11 protein-coding genes and 1 pseudogene are annotated in these 20,245 nt (G+C 62.8%); 8 read left to right on the top strand and 4 right to left on the bottom strand.

The genetic code is table 11. The features are described from left to right. The first annotated feature begins 56 nt into the window (after nucleotides 1–56). The 6 genes from NKH57_RS09185 to NKH57_RS09160 all read left to right on the top strand — a co-directional run bounded on the left by NKH57_RS09185 (nucleotide 57) and on the right by NKH57_RS09160 (nucleotide 14,517). The gene (locus tag NKH57_RS09185; RefSeq protein WP_352943644.1) at nucleotides 57–10,826 is read left to right on the top strand and encodes an inverse autotransporter beta domain-containing protein; all 10,770 of its coding nucleotides are present in this window, start codon (nucleotides 57–59) and stop codon (nucleotides 10,824–10,826) included. A 215-nt stretch (nucleotides 10,827–11,041) separates the two neighbouring features. Continuing rightward, nucleotides 11,042–11,539, top strand: a complete 498-nt coding sequence (locus NKH57_RS09180; protein ID WP_352601605.1) for a phage tail protein — start codon at nucleotides 11,042–11,044, stop codon at nucleotides 11,537–11,539. A 13-nt stretch (nucleotides 11,540–11,552) separates the two neighbouring features. Beyond that, nucleotides 11,553–12,062: a phage tail protein gene (locus NKH57_RS09175; protein ID WP_352601607.1), complete on the top strand. Its 510-nt coding sequence runs from the start codon at nucleotides 11,553–11,555 to the stop codon at nucleotides 12,060–12,062. A gap of 10 nt (nucleotides 12,063–12,072) precedes the next feature. Further along, on the top strand, nucleotides 12,073–12,606 hold the full coding sequence (locus tag NKH57_RS09170; protein ID WP_352943642.1) for a phage tail protein: 534 nt from the start codon (nucleotides 12,073–12,075) through the stop codon (nucleotides 12,604–12,606). A gap of 30 nt (nucleotides 12,607–12,636) precedes the next feature. Continuing rightward, on the top strand, nucleotides 12,637–13,956 hold the full coding sequence (locus NKH57_RS09165; RefSeq protein WP_352943640.1) for a DUF8189 domain-containing protein: 1,320 nt from the start codon (nucleotides 12,637–12,639) through the stop codon (nucleotides 13,954–13,956). Between the two features lie 18 nt (nucleotides 13,957–13,974). Next, complete coding sequence (locus NKH57_RS09160) at nucleotides 13,975–14,517, top strand: GNAT family N-acetyltransferase (RefSeq protein WP_352943638.1); 543 nt, start codon at nucleotides 13,975–13,977, stop codon at nucleotides 14,515–14,517. Between the two features lie 106 nt (nucleotides 14,518–14,623). On the opposite strand, the gene NKH57_RS09155 is transcribed toward NKH57_RS09160, so the two are convergent. Next, nucleotides 14,624–14,893 (bottom strand): DUF6916 family protein, encoded by a 270-nt coding sequence (locus NKH57_RS09155; RefSeq protein ID WP_352943636.1) that lies wholly within the window; start codon nucleotides 14,891–14,893, stop codon nucleotides 14,624–14,626. 390 nt (nucleotides 14,894–15,283) lie between these two features. Between NKH57_RS09155 and NKH57_RS09150 the strand changes: the two genes are divergently transcribed. Then, the gene (locus NKH57_RS09150) at nucleotides 15,284–16,078 is read left to right on the top strand and encodes a SapC family protein (protein ID WP_352943634.1); all 795 of its coding nucleotides are present in this window, start codon (nucleotides 15,284–15,286) and stop codon (nucleotides 16,076–16,078) included. On the opposite strand, the gene NKH57_RS09145 is transcribed toward NKH57_RS09150, so the two are convergent. From NKH57_RS09145 to NKH57_RS09135, 3 genes and pseudogenes are all read right to left on the bottom strand, one after another. Then, nucleotides 16,068–16,265, bottom strand: a complete 198-nt coding sequence (locus tag NKH57_RS09145) for a hypothetical protein (protein WP_023761869.1) — start codon at nucleotides 16,263–16,265, stop codon at nucleotides 16,068–16,070. The two genes, NKH57_RS09150 and NKH57_RS09145, sit on opposite strands and share 11 nt — an antisense overlap. 81 nt (nucleotides 16,266–16,346) lie before the next feature. Next, nucleotides 16,347–16,823, bottom strand: a pseudogene (locus NKH57_RS09140) (DUF6772 family protein); the annotation flags it as partial. Between the two features lie 267 nt (nucleotides 16,824–17,090). Further along, nucleotides 17,091–18,848, bottom strand: a complete 1,758-nt coding sequence (locus NKH57_RS09135) for an adenylate/guanylate cyclase domain-containing protein (RefSeq protein ID WP_352943632.1) — start codon at nucleotides 18,846–18,848, stop codon at nucleotides 17,091–17,093. Nucleotides 18,849–19,560: 712 nt separating this feature from the next. On the opposite strand from NKH57_RS09135, the gene NKH57_RS09130 reads away from it, so the two are divergent. Then, on the top strand, nucleotides 19,561–20,235 hold the full coding sequence (locus tag NKH57_RS09130) for a protein-L-isoaspartate(D-aspartate) O-methyltransferase (RefSeq protein ID WP_352943630.1): 675 nt from the start codon (nucleotides 19,561–19,563) through the stop codon (nucleotides 20,233–20,235). Nucleotides 20,236–20,245: the final 10 nt, after the last annotated feature.

The raw sequence follows: 20,245 nt of genomic DNA, 5'->3' as shown, positions 1-20,245 counted from the left end.
CTACCGAGAATTCTCGGCAAGTTGGTGGGGCGGCGGCGCGCGGGGAGGATTTCCACGTGCGCGCCGGCGATCGCCATTCGCGGATAGCCAGACAGCTGTGGAAGACGACGGCGCTTACGACATTGGCGCTCGGCCTTTCCGGCATGGCCGCCCATGGCGACCCGAACGGGCTGTGGCAGCCGCAGATCCGCGCCATCATCGGCGCCGACAACAATGGCGGCAACGCCGCGCTCGAAGGCTTCATCCCGCTCAAGCAGACGGCCGAATCAGTGCTGTTCCTGGATGTCCGGGCCAAGCATGATTTCAAGGACAGTTTCGGCCAGGATGTCGGCCTCGGCATTCGCCGCATCGTCAACCCTGACCTGATGATCGGCGGCTACGCCTATCTCAACGTCGAGAACTATAACTCCAACCAGTTCACATCAGCCACGCTGGGCGCCGAGGCTATCACGCCGCATTTCGACGCGCATGTGAACGTCTATCTGCCAATCAAGGGCGACCACACCGATCACTCGTCGAGTTCGACGCTGTCGATGGTCGGCAACCAGCTGTTGGAGCAGATTTCGGTCCTCGACCATCGCGACTACGCGGCATGGGGTATCGAAGGCGAGATCGGCGCGCAGGTGCCGGTCAACCTACCCGACAAGCATTCGCTGCGGCTGGACATCGGCGGCTATCGTTTCGAGGATCCGCACGACAACGACCACAGCGTCACCGGCGCCAAGGCGGGGTTCGAATACACGATCGGCGATGTCTTCGGCAGCGGCACCGAACTGGTGCTCGCCGGCGAGGTCCGCAACGACAATCGCGACGACACCCAGTTCGCCGGCAGTGTGCGGCTGAACATCCCGTTCAATCCAGGCCACGGTTCGGACAATGCCGACAGCGGCGTCGACAATGGGGCCGGCAGCGGGCCGGAGCCGGTCTATCCGGTCAGCGAAGGCCTGCGCAAACGCGTCAACGAGCGGGTGCGCGGCGATATCGGCGTCAGGATCCAGTCGCAGGAACTGAACGGCGGATCGACGACGCGCGTCGCCATCAACGCCGCCTCCAATGCGGCCTTCGGAAAATTCTACTTTGCCGATGGCGGCTTGGCGGGCGCAGGCACCCAAGCCGATCCGACAACATTGGACGATGCCGTCACCAAGGCCGGCGGCGGCGGGTTTGTGGTAGCGCTCGGCGGCAACGGCAATTTGACAACCGACGGTGTGACGCTCGCCGATGGCCAGACCGTCATCGGCGGCGGCGAAAGCGTCACCGCCAAGCTTTTTGGCGGCGGCACCAGCACCTTCAACCTGGGCGGCAGCGACGGCACGATCCAGGGCACCAACGTCGCCAACCCGGTCATAACGCTGGGCAATGGCAACACGCTCAACGGCATCACCATCACCGGCGGCGGCGATGGCATCCTGGGCGACAACATCACCGGCGCGACGCTGACCAATGTCACGGTCACTGGCGCGGGCGGCAACGGCGCCGACTTCACGGGCAGCTCGACCGGCATCACCGGTTCCAATTTCACCGCGACCGGCAACGGCCTCGACGGCCTGCACATCGAAGGCGACGGCACCTACAATTTTACCGGCACGACATTGCTGCAGGGCAATCTCGACGACGGCCTCGATATCACCGGCAAGGGCACCTACACCTTCGCCACCGTCAATGCGAAGGACAACGCCGACCGCGGCATCACCGTGCAGGGCACGTCAACAGGCGGCACGGTCACCACCACCGGCGGCGCCATCTCCGGCAATGGCGGTATGGCTGTCTTCATCGATCCGATCACCGCGCATGTGGTGCTGGATTCGATCGACCAGAACGGCGGTCCGGCGGGCGTGGTGCTCGATCAGGTCTCGGGCAAGTTCACCGTCACCGGCACGACCACGACCAAGAACACGACCGGAGTGGCGATCCAGATCACCAATTCGCCGGCTGAGATCCGCTTCGGCGGCGATGTGACGATCCAGGCGCCGAATGCGGGCGGCATCGACGTCTCGGGGATCAACGGCAAGATCGGCTTCGGCAACGTCTACATATCGGAGCTTGTCAGCGGCAATACCGGGCTCGACCTGTCGGGCAGCACATCGACATTCACCGCCCTGCTGCTCGACATCACCGGCGCCGGCACATCGACGGGCATCGACCTTTCGGGCGCCACCGGCGGATCGGTGGCCATCGGCAGCGGCACCATCGCCGTCGGCACCGGCGTGCAATTGGGCACGCATGGCGCGGCGGGTGCGAGTGCGAACACATCGTTCTCCTTCGGCGGCGGCACGATCACGGGCACGGTCGCATCACTCGACGCGCGCGGGCTGAACCAGACGCTTGGGCTCTATGCGTTCGGCCCGACCGACCTTGTCGGCCCACAGCTGTTCGACGTGCAGAACGTCATCTTCGTCGGCGCCGCGGCGACCGGCAGCGGCGATGGGTCGTCGCTGTCAAATCTCGCATCGGCGATCACCGCCAACAACAATCACGACAGCGACGCGATCTTCGTGCTGGTCAACAATCCGGCCAACACGCCGATCGACGCCGGGAGTGGTTTCACGCTGGACGACGGCCAGACACTGGGCTCGTTCGGCAACGGACGTAGCTTCTCGCTCGGCGGCATTCCGATCAACGTCACCGGCGACAATGTCGAGCACGACCAGATCGTCTCGGACCCCGGCGGCGGCGCGGCGACGCTGACCGCTTCCAGCGGCAACGTCGTGACGCTGGCCAACAATACGGCGGTGCTCGACCTCAACATTTCCGGCGGCGCCGGCTACGGCATCTACGGCAACGGCGTCAGTACGGTAACGATCTCCGGCGTGGATGTTTCCGGCGCAGGCATGAGCGGTGTGCTGTTCGACGGCACCAACACCGTTTCCGGCACCAACCTCGGCTCCAGCGGCAATGGCGGCGCGGGCCTGTCGATCCAGGGCGACGGCACCTACGCTTTCGGTGGCACGACGACCCTGTCGAGCAACGCTGGCGACGGCCTGCTGATCAACGGCAACGGAACCTATGGGTTCGGCGCGCTCAATTCGGACGGCAATGGCGGCAGCGGCGTCAGCGCGACGTCGACCGGCGCCGGCACACTGTCGACGACGGGCGGGAGCCTGTTCAACAACACCACATCCGCCTTCTCGGCGGCAAATATCGGGCTTGGCGTCACTCTTGGGGGTATCGGCCAGGTCGGCGGCACCACCGGCGTCAACCTTTCGGGCGTCACCGGCAGCTTCAGCGTTGCCGGCCCGACGACAATCGACAGCACCACGGGCGATGGAATCTCGGTCAGCGGCAGCGCTGCAACGGTCGGGTTCAGCGGCGACGTGTTCGTCACCCAGGTGCTCGGCAATGGCATCGCGCTCAGCGCCAACAGCGGCGCCGTCAGCTTTGGCTATACGGAAATCGGTCTCCCGGGCCTCAACGGCATCGACGTCCAGGGTGTCAACGGCACGATCAGCTTTGGCAATACCAACATTGGCGGCGTCGAGGCCACCGGGCTCGACCTGTCGGGCAGTCAGTCGACCTTCACCGCCACTTCGCTCAACATTTTCGGCGGCGCCACGTCGACAGGCATCGATCTTTCCGGCACCACCGGCGGCTCGGTGACAATCGGCCCCGGCGCCATTTCGGCCGACACCGGCGTGCAGATGGGCACGCATGGCGCGTCCGGAACCACCGCCAACACGATCTTCTCGTTCGGCGCCGCCGGCGGCGCGACCATCCCCGGCACGACGGCATCGCTCGACATGCGCGGCCTGTCGCCAGGCAGCGGCACCTATGCCTTCAACACCACGGTGCTCAACGGTCCGCAGCTGTTCGACATCGCCAATGTCATCTACGTCGGCGCCGCCAACACGGGCCTCGGCGATGGCTCCAGCGTCAACGACCTGATCAACGCCACCGCGGCGGACGCGCTGGCGGCCCCGGCCAACACCATCTTCGTTCTGGTCAACAACGGCGCCGGAAACATCAATACCGATTCCGACGGCTTTACGCTGGCCGACGGCCAATCGATCGTGTCCTTCGCCAATGGCGCTTCCGTGAGCCTTGGCTCGCCGCCCGCCAATGTCACCGGTGCGAATGTCATCAGCGGCACGCAGGTGCAGGACGACCCCTTCGGCAATGGCGGTGCGACGCTCAACAATTCAGCCGGCAAGACCATCGACCTGGCCAACGGCAACGTCGTCGAGAACCTCACCGTCAGCAGCTCCGGCTTTGCCATCTACGGATTGGGCGTCAACGGCGCAACGATCAACGGCGTGACGGTCAGCAGTGCCGGGATAGGTCTTTTCCTCAATAGCGTGACGGGCACGGTCTCCGTCGACGATCTTGACATCCAGAACGCAAGCCAAACCGGCATCGCGCTAGCCAATTCGAGCGCGACGGTCAATTTCACCGGCAGCACGACGATCGCCAATGCCGCCAATGTCGGGCTGTTCGCCAATGATTTCGACGGCACGGCCACCTTCGACGACCTCGACATCAGTGGCGGCGGCGGGGGCGTCGCTATCTGGACCGGCTCGAGTGGCACGCTGACTTTCGGGGCCGCGAGTTCCATCACCAATACGGGCGATGTAGCCTTCAACATCAACGTCGCGACGCCCAACGTCACCTATAATGGTACGATCAACCAGGCGACGGCGGCCAACGCAGTCAAGATCTCCGGCCTGACCGGCGGCAGCGCCACTTTCGCCGGCAAGATCACCGCGAGCACCGGTGCGGCCAACGCGATCGACTTGAGCGGCAATGGCAGCGCAATCAATTTCACCGGCGGGCTCGACCTCACCACCGCCGGCGGCGATGGCATAAACATCAGCAACAATGCCGGCCCGGTGACGTTCTCGGGCGTGACCACCGTGACGCTGGGCGCGTCCGCCAACACGGCCGGCATCAATTTCAGCGGCACCAATGCCAACGTCCTGTTCGGTACCACGACTATCAGCAATGTCGGCGCCAACCAGACCGGCATCGACTTCAGCGGATCGTCCACGACCGCCGGTTTCGGCCTGACCACGATCACCGGCACCGGCGACTTGACCTCACGCGGTATCGACCTGTCGTCGACGACGGGCAATAAGACTGTCACCTTCCTGCAAGGTTCCAAGATCGACAATGTCGGCATCGGCGTCGACCTGTCGTCGGGCCTCAGCACCGCGACCACTGCCAATGCCACCTTTACCTTCGGCGACGGCGATTCGACCGACGGGCTGGAATCCTTCATCATCGCGGCATCCGGTGGCTACACCGTCAACACCGTCGGGCTGGATCCGACGAAGGGCAGCTACGATTTCGACGACGTGTTGTTCACCGGCAGCGCCAATCTGGCCACGGCGCCCGGTTCGGTCACCCTGGTTTCGCAATCGGGTGGCTTCATCGCGGCCGGCACGACGGGCAATCTCAGCACGGGCGTGAACTCCATCTCGCTCGCCGCAGCCGATGCGCTGACCGGCGCGCAGAACTTCGTCTTCGTCGGCACGATCGATCTCGGCGCCACCGCCTTCACGCTCGACTCAGGACAGACCATTGCCGGCTTCGGCAATAGCAGCGTCGTTTCGACCGGCACGATCCAGCCGGCCAATGTCCAGGGTAATCTCGGCGCCACCGGCGGCAACATCACCGGCGACGAGGCCGTGGTCAGCGGCACGGCCAATCTCATGCAGCTGCTCGGCGACAATGCCGTGCGTAACACCGCCTTCGACTTCAGCGGCGCCACCGGCGCTGCCTTCCTCATCGACCAGGGCGCGGTCGGCTTCAGCAATGCCAGCGGCATCACCATCGAAGGCGTGACGATCAGCAATGTCGCGGTGGGCCAGAGGGCCGTCCAGGTTGCCGGCCTTGATGGCAATCTGTCGGTCATCAACAACAACATCAACGTCGCCGGTACCCTGCTCGACGTGAATGGCGGCACCGGCACCATCTCGGTCTCGCGCGGCTTCCTGCCCAACGCCGGACCGGCAGGCACGCTGACCGGTGGCGGCATCACCATCGCCAACCGCACCGGCGGTTCGGTGACTTTCACCGACCAGGTCACCATCAATGGCGGCGGCGTGGCGATTTCGAGCGGTAGCGGGGCGGCGGCGGTCAATTTCGACGGCGGCCTCGCCATCGCGGCATCGACCGCCACCGGCCTCAGCCTTGCCGGGCTGAACAGCCTGACCGTTGCCGATGCCGGCACGACGACGATCGACGGGACCGGCCAGACGGCATTGTCGCTGCAGGGCACACTCGGCGCTGGCGGTGTCCATTTCGACAGTGTCGCTTCGACCAACGCGGGCACACAGGGCGTGCTGATCAGCGGCGCCAGCGGCGGCGCGGTCGACCTCGACGCAGTCACCGTGACAACTTCCAACGGCGCCGGCATCGAAATCCTCAATTCGGCCGGCACCTACACGTTCGGCAACACGACGATCGACAATTCCCAGTCGTTCGGCCGCGGCGTCAACATCGAGAACGCAACCGGCGCCACGTCAGCCACCTTCGATGGCACGCTGGCGATCACCACCGGCACCGGCACCGGTTTGCGTGCTGTCGGTGGCGCCACGCCCGCCAATACGAGCTTGAGCTTCACGGGTGGCGGCACAAAGACCATCACCGCGCAGGCCGGCGAGGCCGTCGACATCAGTTCGGCAAACGTCAACGGCACCTTGACCTCGACCAGCGCCTCCTTCGGCGCCGGCCACGGCATCAATCTGGTGAATCTGACCGGCTCGCTCAATCTCGGCACCGGCACGCTGAACAATCTGGGCGCGGGCGCCGCCTTCAATGTCGGTTCGGGCACCGATCTCAGCGGCGGCAACGCTGATATCTCCTATGCCGGCACCATCGCCAGTGCCGGATTGGGCGCGGCGGTCTCGATCCAGGAACTGACCGGCGGCTCGGTGACACTGTCAGGCAATCTGAGCGATACGAACGCTGCCGGCGGCGGCAATATCGTCGTGGCCAACATCAACAACGGCACCGCGGCCACCGTCACCTTCTCCGGCGCCACCAAGCAGATCCAGTCGGGTGCGACCGCCGGCGTCAACCTGGTCGGCAACACCAATGGCACCATCGATTTCAGCAATGGTGGCCTGGCCATCAACACGACCAGCGGCGTCGGCTTCGCCGCCCAGGCCGGCGGCACGATCAGCGTGGCCGGCACCACCAACACAATCACGTCGACCGGGAACGCGCTCAGCCTCAACGCCGTGACCGTTGGCAGCGGCATCAACTTCAACTCGGTTTCGACCAGCGGCGGCGTGACCACCGGCATCGCGCTCACAAACGTCGCTTCATCCGGCGGTGCCATCAATCTCGGCACGGTCGACCTGCAAGGCATCAGTTCACGTGGTGTGGACGTCACCGGCACACTCGGCGCGGGGCTCAATTTCAACTCGTTGAGCATCGGCCTGACCAGCACTACGGCCGTGGCCTTCGACCTCAATGGCGCCGCCATCAACGCGCCGATCACGGCCAATGATTTCGATGTCACCAACACGATTGGCGCCGGCACCTCGATCGGCGTCGACCTGCGCGGTGCCACCGGCGGCCAGGTCGTGCGCCTCGGCGACGCCGTTGCGGACGGCGCCAGCTCGAGCATCTCCGGCGTCAACACCGGCGTGTACCTCGACAGCGCCACCAACCTTGCCTTCACCTATGGCGACGGCGAATCGGCGACCGACCAGAATTCGACCATCGGCGCCACTGTCGGCATCGACGCCTCCAGCGCGCCAGCCGCAGGGACTTACAACTTCCAGGATGTCAACTTTGCCGCCAGCCCCGGCCTCGGCTTCGGCGTCGGCAAGATCTATTTCGTCGGCGCCAGCGCGACCGGCGACGGAACCGGCCGCGACCAGAACAATCTGGCGACGCTGTCGACGGCGGAAGCGGCGGCGGTAACGAGCGATGTCCTGGTGCTGGTCAACGACGGCGGGACCATCACCGCGACAAGCAGCGGTGCGGACAACACGCTGGTGCTGGCCACCGGCGAGCAGGTGCGCGGCTTTGGCAATGGCAACATCAATCTGGCGATGACGGTGCCATCCACTATCCAGCTTGCCAACAACAACATCTCGATCGTCGACGCCACGGCCGATGGCGCCGCCACGCTGACGACGAGTGCCGGCAGCAATGCCATCACGCTCGGCGCCAGCGGCAACTTCATCGACGGCTTCACTCTCGACGGCAGCCCCGCAGGCGCGGCGCGGGGCATCAAGGACAATGGCGGCGGCGCTTCCGGCAACATCATCAGCCACATGACGATCCGGAACTTTGCCACCGCCGGCGTCGAGATCACGCCGTCGACCAGCACGGCGATCGACCATGTGACATTCGCCGGCAACGCCACCGACGTCATCGTCAATGCGCTCAATACCACCATTACCAACGTCAGCAGCACCGGCGCTACCGGGATCGCCTTCGATATCCGCAACACGACCGGCACCACGACGCTGGCCAACCTCAACGTCACCACGGCGGCAACCGGCACCGGCATCATCTTCGGCGGTGGGTCCGGCCCGCAAGGCACGATCACCGGCGCCAATGTCGATGTCACGGGCGGCGCCGGCGGCGGCATCAAGGTTACCGGCGGCAACGCTGCCATCGCGTTCGATGCGGCGAGCTTCGTTGCCGGCACGTCGGGTGGCACGGCGGTCACCATCGCGAACCGCAGTGGCGGCAGCTTCGCCTTTGCCGGCGCGGTCGTGGCGAATGGCGCGGCGAGTGGCATCAGCGTTTCCGGCGCGACGGCCGCCAACACGGTCAGCTTCACCGGCGGCGTTGATTTCGGCAGCAGCTTGGTGCTGACCGGCACCGCCGTTTCGATCGACAACAATGCCACCGCCTCGACGGTCAGCTTCTCCAACCTCGCCATCGCCACCAACGGCACGACCGGCTTCAGCGCCAGCAATGGCGGCACAGTCAACGTCACCACCGGAACCGTGAGTTCCACGGCTGCACAGGCCGTCGCGCTGAACGGTGTTGCTGCCGGGGTCACGTTCACTTCGACCAATTCGAGCGGCGGCGCCAATAGTGTCAACCTGACCAACGTGACCGGCACCGTCGCCCTCGGCTCGGGCACGCTGACAGGCGCGACGGGCACGGCATTCGTGGTTTCGGGTGGCTCGGCCAATGTCGACTACAACGGCACGATCAACCACAGCGCCAATGCTGTCGCGATCAATGTCCTGAACCACACCGGCACCGCCGGCGGCGCCAGCACGATCTCTTTTGACGGCGCCATAACGTCGAACGGCTCCAGCGACGGCATCAGCCTGACGAGCAATGGCGGCACCAACGGCACCAATATCAACTTCACCAGCGCGCTGACCATCAACACGTCGGCCAGCAACACCATCGGGTTCAACGCGACCGGTGGCGGCACGATCAGCGCCACCGGGTCGGGCAGCACGATCAATTCGGGCAACGCTACGGCGCTGAATGTCGCCAACACGACGATTGGGGCCAGCGATGTGACCTTCCAGAGCATCACGTCGAATGGTGGCAGCGCGACCGGCATCATCCTCGACAACACCGGATCTAGCGGCGGCCTGCATGTGACAGGTGTCGGCACGACGGTCGGGAGTGGCGGCAGCATTGCTAACAAGACGGGCGCCGACGGCTCCACCTCACAAGGCGTCGGTATCTATCTCAACAACACGACAGACGTGCAGCTTGCCAACGTGCAGATGAACGACTTCCAGAATTTCGGCATTTTTGGCAACAACGTGGCCGGGATGACGCTCAATCAGGTGGTCATCAACGGCACCAACGGCACGCTGCAGGGTGGCGTCGGCGAAGGTGATGCCTACTTCACGGGCCTGACCGGTTCTGCGACCGTTACGAACTCCACCTTTACCGGTGCGGCCTATGACGCCTTCCACGTCTTCAACAATGCCGGACAGACCCTCAACAGGATAACCATCACGGGCTCGACGTTTGGGACGCTGACGGGCGCAGGAAATCTCTCCAACGACGCGCTGGTCTTCCAGGCGACGGACGGTGTGTTCAACGCGACCATCCAGGGCTCGACATTTACTTCAGCGCGTGGCGACCTGTTCCAGATGGACCTCCACGGTGGTGTCAGTTCGGATCTTGTGTTTGGCGGCGGAACGGCTTTGCTCGGCAATAAGCTGACCAACAACAATGGCAACATAGTTTCCGGCGGCGGCGGCATCACGATCAGCTCTGGCGGCGCCGGCGACCACGCCAACCTGACCTTCAACATCGCCCACAACACGATGCGCGACGCCCTTGGTTCCGCTCTCGGTATTAGCTCGGGCTCGGGAACCGGTTCGTTCACCGGTACAATCGATTCCAACACGATCGGTGTCGCAGGGGTAACGGACAGTGGGTCGGCACAAGGGTCCGGCATCGGATTCGTCACCGACGGCGGGGCCGCGTCGAGCGTGACGATCACCAACAATGCAGTCTATCAATATAACAATTCCGGTATTTTCATACAGACCGGCGACGCCGCGAATGGCGGCAACGCCCAACTCACCGCCGTCGTACAGGGCAATACGGTCAGCAATCCCGGCACGTTTGGCACCAATGGCTTCTTGCTCAACGCCGGCACAGTCACAAACGATGCACAGACGGTTTCGCTGACCCTTGGCGGCCCAGGGGCTTTGACCAACAACTTTACCGGGTCCGGTGCAAACGGAGGCACGGATATTCGTCTTCGCCAGCGTTTCAACGTGCATGTCGGGTTGCATGCGGGCGGAGGCTTCAGCTACGGCGGTGCGCCAACGGATACGGCAGCAATTACAAGTTTCGTCCAGACGTACAACGCTGGTTCTCCGACGGTCAGCGTGGTCACCGGTCTTGCGGGCAGCGGATTCTTCTCGGCGCCGTAGCGCAGGGCTGTCGATGGCATGCAACGAATCGGACCGGCTGGCGCCAGCTCGATTTTTGAGCTGATCGGTCAAAAACATAGTGACGTTTTGTTGAATACTAACTGTTTGTTGAGTGTCACGTAGAATAATATCTATATAGCATTTATTAGACAGTATTACTGATAGATTTCTACATTGGCTCGTGTATAGTCATGAATGGAAATGAGGGACGCTGAATGTCAGAGCCGTTTCTGTCTGAAATCCGCATGCTGTCGTTCGTTTTCGCGCCCAAGGGTTGGGCGTTATGCAACGGCCAGCTTCTTCCGATCAATCAGAACCAGGCGCTGTTTTCGTTGCTCGGCACTACGTTCGGCGGCGACGGGAGAGTGAATTTCGCGTTGCCGGATCTGCGAAGCCGTGCGCCGATACATGTTGGCCAAGGACACACACTGGGAGAACGAGGAGGCGAACAAGAGCATACCTTGTCGATTTCGGAGTTGCCGACACATCCTCACCTGGCAAACGCCACCAACGGTAACGGGACTACCCCCACGAATTTTGGAAATTTCCTCGGCGCCTTCAACAATGGCTACCGTCAGCCAGCCAACTTGACGTCGCTGCATCCAGCTAGCATCGCCAATGTTGGCGGATCGCAGGCGCATTTGAATATGCAGCCATTCCTAACGCTCAGCTTCTGCATTGCCCTGCAGGGCATATTCCCATCGCCGAACTAAAGGAAGCGCGACCATGGCACAACCCTATGTTGGCGAGATCCGCATGTTCGCTGGCAACTTTGCTCCGGCCGGCTGGATGTTCTGCGAAGGCCAACTTTTACCGATCTCGGAAAACGAGACCTTGTTCCAGTTGATCGGCACCACATATGGCGGAGATGGCGAAGCGACCTTCGCATTACCCGACCTGCGCGGCCGCCTACCCATCCATCAGGGCAATGGTTTCATTCTGGCTGAAACCGGTGGCGCGGAATCGATCACACTTACAACCAATCAAATTCCAGCGCACTCACACGGGTTGTTGGCATCAACACAGACTGGCACGTCGGCCAACCCGGGAGGAAACGTTCTCGATCAAACCACCGGGACGATCTTCATGTACATCGATGGCCAAAGCCCCGATGGCGCAATGGCGGCAACCATGGTGTCGCCAGTCGGCGGCAGCCAACCACACGACAATTTCCAGCCCTATCTCTGCGTCGATTTCATCATCTCGCTGTTCGGAATTTTCCCGTCGCCGACTTAAGAGGACCGCCATGGCCGACCCGTTCATCGCCGAAATCCGCATCTTTCCGTTCAATTTTGCGCCCAAGGGCTGGGCATTGTGCGATGGGCAGTTGCTGCCACTGTCGCAGAACACGGCGCTGTTTTCTTTGCTCGGCACCACCTATGGTGGCAACGGCAAGTCCACCTTTGCCTTGCCCGATCTGCAGGGCCGCTCGCCGATGCATCCGGGCCAGGGACCGGGCTTGTCGCTGCATGACCTAGGCGAGACAGGCGGCTCGGAGACGGTCACGCTGCTCGAGAGCGAAATGCCGGCGCACTCGCACAATGTCATGGTAGGAACCCAGGACACGGCCGATGTTCAAGTTCCAAGCCCCTCGAGAATTCTTGGCAAGTCCGGCGGCGCGTTTGCTTATGTTCCCGGATCGCCAACACCGGCGCTGACACCGATGAGCGACGGTACGTTGACAACGGCCGGCGGCGCCCAGCCGCACAACAATATGATGCCGTATCTGACATTCTATTTTTGCATCGCGCTGCAGGGCGTTTTCCCACCGAGAAGCTGAATTCCGAGCCAACAGGGCAGGACCAATATGATGGCCAAGAAAGCAGAACCAAAGTCGGAAGCCCCCGCCGCGAAGATGCCGGCGGCGCCGAGAGCGGCTTCCAAAGCCAGGGCAGGCGGCGGCCGGCCCAGCGTACCGCTCGCCTATCAGCACATGCCGGCCGGCGCGGCGTTCTTCGAGCTGTCGCGGCTGATGGTAGTGGGCATCGATTCCGCGGCCGGGCGCCTGATCCAGAGGGCTCAAGATGCGCCGAACGGCGCATGGCCGGCGGCCTGGTCGATCATCGCTCCAGGAGCCTGGGTGATCATGACCGCCGGCCTGACCAAGGACGGTCGGGTGGCGGTGATCGCGCAGCCGTCTGGTACCACCAAGCTGTCCTTCATCACCGAGGACGCAAACCAGATCGGCCCGATCGACAAATGGACCGCGCCGATGGACATCGGCGCGCCGCCCGGCGCCACTTCCTACCAGAAGCTTTCGATGGCCAACGATGCCGACGGTCGCATCGAGGTGTTCCTCACCGACAATCAGGGCCGTATCTGGTGGATCTACCAGAATCCGGACCAGATCGTGCAGGTGCAGAAAACCATCACGCCGCCCGGCTCGACGACGCCGATCGTCGTCACCGTCGACGTGCTCGCGCCGCCCGCCAAGATGTGGAGCGATTGGATCCAACTGACCGGGCAGCTGGTAGCGATCACGGCGACCCGCCAGGCCGACGGCCGCATTGCGCTGTTCGGCATCAATTCGGGCCTCCATCTCTATCGCTGCCAGCAGGCGAAGCCGCAGGCACTGAAGGTCGCCGACTGGACGCAATGGGTGCAGATCGACACCGGGCAAACCGGTGGGTTCATCGAAATGGCGCCGGTGGTCGGCCCGCTCGGCGCCACCAATCTGTTCGCCTTGACCCAGAATGGCCAGGTCTTGCACACGCGCCAGAAGCCTGCCGGATCGGACAGCTGGACGCAGTGGGCAACGCCCGGCTACAGCAGGGTGTCCAAATACACACTTGCCGCGGGCATCCAGGGCGACGGCGACATCGTACTGGTCGCATCCGACCAGCAGCTTGTCCACTCATTCAACGCCCAATATGATGCCGTCACCCAGAATTGGTCGGGATGGCGCGACTTCAGCATGTCTTCGCTGCGGACACGGCTCTCGCTCGATTACAATGCCGATGGCCGGCTCGCTTTGTTCAGCCTGCTGCTCATGCCGGACGGTACGAACGGGCTGTGGACGATCTCGCAGATGGGCATCGACAGCTCCGAATGGGAGTATGGCTGGACGACGCTTGCCGACAACAATCTCAAGCAGATTGTCGTGGTACGCGACCTGACGCCGCCGGTCTGAAGGTTGATTTCCGGCAGCGTGACAGAAGCGAAGCAGGCACAGCCCCGTCCAGTCTGGCCCCGGTCTGATAGGGCCGGGCTCGGCTTCCGTATAGCGACGGATGCCGACATGCCCTTCCTGTCGCGGCTCTACGCCTCCACGCGCATGGAAGAACTCGCCGTGACATCGTGGACCGACGCGCAGAAGACGGCGTTCCTCGACATGCAGTTCCAGGCGCAGCACGCGCATTACCAAAAACACTATCCCGAGGCCGACTGGCTGGTGGTGGAACGCGATAGCGAAGACATCGGCCGGCTTTATATCGAGCGCTGGCCGAGCCAGCACCGCATCATCGACATTGCTTTCCTGCCGGACCATCGCCGCAAGGGCTACGGCACGGCGCTGCTGCGCGACCTGATCGACAAGGCATGGTTAGCCGGCAAATCGGCCTCGATCCACGTCGAGAAGAACAATCCGGCGAAGCGGCTCTATGTCGAGCTTGGCTTCGCGGTCGTCGAGGACAAGGGCGTCCATGATCTGATGGCCTGTGCGCCGCCGGGTGGTGAGGCAGCTGGTATGTGACCGGAGGAAGCATGCTGGGTTGCAGGATAGTTCTGCCGCGTACTGTCCCGCTGACGTCAACGTTCAGCGCCGCAGCGCAAGCGTCGCCTCAGAAAGCTAGCGACGCCTAATTGAACACCGCCTCGTAAAGCCGCCCCGCAGCATCGGCCGCCACCGGCACGATGAAGATCTCGTGGGTGCCGCCTGCGCCTGTGAAAAGATAGGTCGCCTGCGGCAGGGCGATTTCGCGCGGGCCCCTGAACAGCAGCGAGAAACCGCCGCCCGGGCGCGGGCTGGCGGCGATGGGGTTGACCGCGCTCAGTTCGAGCGGGATTTGCCGGCCCCCGGCTTCGATGGTGAAGGTTTGTCCCTGTTCGAAATCCGATACCGACGCCATGCCATCAGCCTCAATTTGTCCGTTGGAGCGGTTCAGCGTTCAGATTGCCGATCAGCTCCCGCTTGTGTTTCTTCGCAATTCCCAAGGAAAAGCGCTATGCGCTTTCCCGGGAAAACGCTACACACTTTTCCTGAAATTGCTCCAGCGGCGGCACTGTCGCCGCTTCGCCGCAAGCTGTCCAGAGGTGGGCAGGCGGCCGGGCCGTGCCCGCAAGACAATTCGCCGCCGCAAACCCAAAAATACAGCACCGCCTGTCCTTTTATGCGCGCAAGAGACGCTGTAGTACTTTGTTCGCGCGCGGGATTCTTTTCGATCCAAGATCAGCGCAAACAAGAACAGATCCCGGCTTCGGGACCATTGGCGGCCGGATCGGCTTGCGGGAGACGGACGATGGCGGATGCAAAGACGGAAGTGGCGGGCGATGCGATGCCGCTGTTCTATTCCACGCCGGAGGCGCTCAACCCGGTGCGGCACGGCTCGCTTGGCCTGACCGCGCGCAGCGACTTTTCGTTCGCCCGCTCGGCGCACGCCATTCCGGTGGTGGCGTCGGAAATGCCGGCGGCGATGCGCTCCTACCCGATCGTCTTCATCGGTGCCGCCAAGGCGCCGGTGATCATCACCGGCGTGCGACAGAACGAAAACCTGTTCGTCGATGCCGACGGACGGTGGACCGGGCCGCACTATGTTCCCGCCTATGTCCGCCGCTATCCCTTCATTCTGGCCGACGACCCGAACGCGCCCGGCCGACTGACGCTGTGCGTCGACCGGGCAAGCGAGCGCGTTGTCGACCAGCTCATGGCGCCGTTCCGCGACGACAAGATCGCGCCGTTCTTCAGCGGCGCCGAGGCGACCGAGGCGACGAAGCAGGCGCTCGCCTTCTGCGATCAGTTCCAGATCGATTTCAGAGCCACCCGCATCATGATCGACAGGATCGACGCGCATGGCCTGTTCGCGCCGCGCCAGAGCAAAGTGACGCTGGAGGGCGGCGAAGTGCTCAACCTCACCGATTTCCAGGTGATCGACGAGCCGGCCTTCAACAAGCTGAGCGACGAAGCCTTCCTCGACCTCAGAAGATCAGGCGCGCTCGGCCTGCTCTACTGCCACCTCGCCTCGACCAACAGCTGGACGTCGCTGGTGCACCAGGCATCGCTGCGAACCACGAAATTGCCGCCCGTCAGGCCTTGAGGTGGAGTGTCACCAGCACGAAACATTCCCCACCTTCCTCGAAGCGGGCCGTTACACGCAGCCAGTTGCCGAAATGCGTCAAGCGCGCCATCGCCATGCCGTCGCGTCGGTTGGGCATGCGGAACTCGGTGCCCTCCGGCAACCACCGCATCCCGTCCGGCGAGATTTCGACTCGTGCCATCGGCACGGGACCGCTAGGCTCCTTCAAGGCCCGAACGAAGAAAATCGCCTCGCGCGCCCATCCGCCTCATAAGGTTCACTGGCGGCCTCACCGCTCCATCGCTCGTTGCGCGCGACAATGGCGGTAATGCTCTCGGGCAGCATCAGAAATCCCCGAAATGCAGATTGCGTCGACGTAGAGGACCGCGCGCTTGGCGACGTCGGTCTCGGCGAACACGCAGAAATTGAGCATGCACCAGAAGTTCTTCATGGCCGGAATGTGAATCGACTCGAAACCAGACAAATCGAAGCTGCGGTCGTTGCACCGCAGGGCGAGCGCCCGCATCGACTCCAGGTCGAAGTCGAAACACAGATAGGTCCAGTTCACCTTCGTCGGGATCTCATTGTAGCAGAGGCGCTGCGCGCCGCCGGCAATGTCGATCCAGCCCTCCGGCGAGAGATGGTAGTGGCTGATCGTCTTGTTCTCGGTGCCGAGCGGGATAATGCGTTCCGTTTCACGCTTGTATTGCCATTTTTGCAGATGCTGGCCGTCGAGCGCATTGAGGAAGCGCAGATGCGGCATGACCCTGTCGTCGCTGTTGTCCCGGTCTCCGCCTTAGAGATCGAACAGGAAGCCGACCGAACGCACTTCCGTTTCCGACAGCTTCAGTTCGGTGGCCTCCGGCTTGAAGGTCGTGGCAGCGCCAGGAGCGGAAGCTTAGCAGGGGTCACGCCAGCGCCCAATTAGCGCTACGAAGCAGACCTTCAGCCTGGAAGCTGGGCCCGGCTTGCCACGTGGCATATCCAGGAAGCGCGTCCCCCTCCTGAACTAGGCACCGTTTTCGGCTCTATGCTATGCTATACCTGCACGACGAGCCCCTTCCTTGATCGCAGCGAGGGCAAGAGGATTGGTGACAGGATAGGTTCGGATGAAGTTCTCGACGGTGAACCTTGGAAACTCGACGGCAATCCGCCTGGCGATCGACTGCGCCTGCGCCGGCTCTTCGAGCAGCGCGTGGCACAGGGCACGGAACATCAGAGTGACGGGAATATCCGGCGGACTTTGGCACAGCGACGACAGACTGTCGGCATAGCGACCGGCGACGAACCGCGCCCGGGCGAGCTGCGCGTAGTACCAACTCGGAGCCTGCGGATTGAGGCGAAGCGCCCGTTCGGCAAGAGCACAGCCTTCGTCCGGATTTCCACACACGAGAGCTCGGCTTGAGGCAAGCATCGACAGCACATCGGCGTCATTGGGTGCCAGGGCCAGCGCCCGGTCGTATTCCTCTGCGGCCCCGCTGATATCGCCGTCAAGGGCGCGGAGAGCGCCCATGTAAAGGCGCGTCATCGGATCGGTAGGATCGAGCGCCAGAGCCGTTTCCACGCATTCTCGCCAGCGCTCGACCGAAGCGGCTGAATCTGGCGTGAAGGCATTGAAGGCATCGACCGCATGTGCCAATCCCAACGTCATCCAGGCCCGCGCGAAGCCGGGGTCGAGTTCCACGGCGCGGGACAGCATGCGTATGGCTTCTGCCCTCGCCTCGGTCGTAAATCTGTCGTGCAGTTCCACCCCGAGTAGATAGCAGTCGTAAGCACCCAGGCTCGAGGGAGGCTTCCGCCGAGCCACTTCGCGCCCGAGATTGGCAAGCTTGCCGAAAGTACCTGCCAGGGCATTGATGACGTTCTGTGTGATGCTGTCCTGCATGAGAAAAAAATCATCGGTCGATTCGTCGAACCGCGCCGACCAAAGGTTGGCTCCGGTCCGGGTGTCGACCAACTGCACCGCGACGCGGACACGGTGTCCGATCGCCTGAAGGGTGCCTTCCAGCAGGTAATCGGCGTTCAGTTCCCGTCCAACCGAGCGTGTGTCGCTCGCCCGTCCACGATAGGACTGCATGGTCTGGCGCGAAATGACCGCAAGGTCGGGATAGCGCGCCAGGTCGCCGATCATGTCGGCCGACAGGCCGTCTGCCAGCCGCGTCCAGCCGTCGTCGGCGCTCAGGTTTTCGAACGGCAAAACCGCAATTACCGGCGGCTTACTGTCGTCGCCGGAAGAAGGGCCGGGTTTGGCACCGACGATCTTGCCCGCAGTGGCGGGGTCGATCAAGACACGGTACACGCAAACCGGTTCGGCGATACTTTTCATTTTCTGCTCGCCGAGTGAGGCAAAGCCGATCGGCACCTTTCCCCTCACATGGTCGCAGGCGGTGGCGGAAATCGCGATTCCTCCAGGTTCCGCCAGCCCTTGCAGCCGATCGGCGATGTTCACGGCATCGCCGTGGATGTCGTCACCCTCAACGATAACATCGCCCAGATTGATGCCGATGCGGAAATCAAGCCGCCGTTCTGGCCGCGTGAGAACGTTCACCTCCGGCTTCTGTTGCTGGATTTCGACCGCGCAGCGTAGGGCGTCGACCACACTGTGGAACTCGACCAGCATCCCATCTCCCATGGTTTTCACCAGTCGACCATGGTGCGCAGTGATCCTTGGCTCGAATACTTCGTTCAGGTCGGTTCGGAAAAGTGCACGCGTACCCTCGTCGTCGATCTGGCTCAAGCGGCCATAGCCGACAACATCGGCAATCAGGACGGCTGCGAGATGACGTTCCATCCCCCATTCCTTCGCGGATTGTTACCCGCTTTCCAAGCTTACAGCAGGTCGCAGGTTGATGCCATTGCCGCCGCCCCTGAAAGACAGCTTTTCGGGTCTGTGTATCTTGCTGCATGAGAGCCCGAATGTCGGACAGGGTCATGATCTTCGATCACATGGCATGTCCGCTTCCGAGCCAGGATTCCACGCCGTGAATGACCGGTTAGGTGAGTTCACGTCGATTCATGTGAGCGCCTGAATGTCCGCTTCCCACATTCCAAGCGTCGAAGCCACAGGTCCGCTTTGGCTCCGCCAACGGACGGTCCACTTTCCTCTGACGGCCTGGCAGCAGCCCGGTCTGCCCATGGCGATCAACGATGCAGCCCTAGCCGCTGTCGTGCGTTCCCCACGGAGACTGGCACTATTGTCGGGACAGCCCTTATGCTCCGCGCTGTCTACCAGGGGAGATCTTCTGCACGACTGAAGAACCGGCTTTACTCTTAGCGACAAGAAACTTGCACCACATTCGCCAATCGGCCTGTGACATGTGGATTTAGTCGTCGGCGTCGAAGAACTCGATGTCCGCGCCGAGAATCTCGGCGGCGGCACTGGCCTCTGCGGAGCGTCAGCCTTCCTGCTTCGGCCACTTCGAGCGACCGAGGATCGCTTTTCGATTCGCGACAGTGGTAGACTGTACCTGGCAGCAGACTGGTTGGAGAAAGCCCCCACCGTCATGAAACCGATGACCGAAGAGCACCTTGCGATTTTACGCAGGCACATGGTCGAGATGATTGCGATCCATGCCGACCTTGCAAGCGAAGAACTCGGCAAAGCAACGCTCGATGAGCGGGTGATGGCATCGATGCGGCGGGTCCCGCGGCATCTCTTCGTGCCAGCCCCGGTCGCGCCTTATGCCTACCAGGACATGCCGCTGCCGATCGGCTTCGATAAGACCGTCTCGCAGCCCTTCATTGTCGCTCTGATGACCGATCTCCTTGCTCCCCAACCGCACCAGGCTGTGCTCGAGATCGGTACTGGACTGGGCTATCAAACCGCAATCCTCGCGGAACTCTCCGGACAAGTCTGGAGCGTCGAAATCATCGAGGAATTCGCAAGCCATGCCTCGACCCTGCTGCAGGGCCTTGGCTTCTCGAATGTCGCCATTCGTGTCGGAGACGGGTCTCGCGGTTGGCTCGAGCACGCCCCATTCGACAAGATCCTGGTTAGCGTAGCCGCTGAGCGGACGCCGCCGGCTTTGCTGGAGCAGCTCAAGCCAGGGGGACGTCTGGTTCTGCCTTTGGTGTCTGAAGACGTACAGTTTCTGACTGTTATCGACAAGGACGTGGCAGGGCAACTCAAGACTCGGAAACTCATCCCCGTTCGGTTCAGCCGGCTCGAAACCGTCTAATGAGGACCGC

Source organism: Mesorhizobium sp. M1050 (genome assembly GCF_040318715.1).
In the GTDB taxonomy this organism is placed as follows: Bacteria; Pseudomonadota; Alphaproteobacteria; order Rhizobiales; family Rhizobiaceae; genus Mesorhizobium.
Note: the sequence above shows the minus strand (reverse complement) of the source record. Positions and strands in the feature narration are given on the sequence as shown.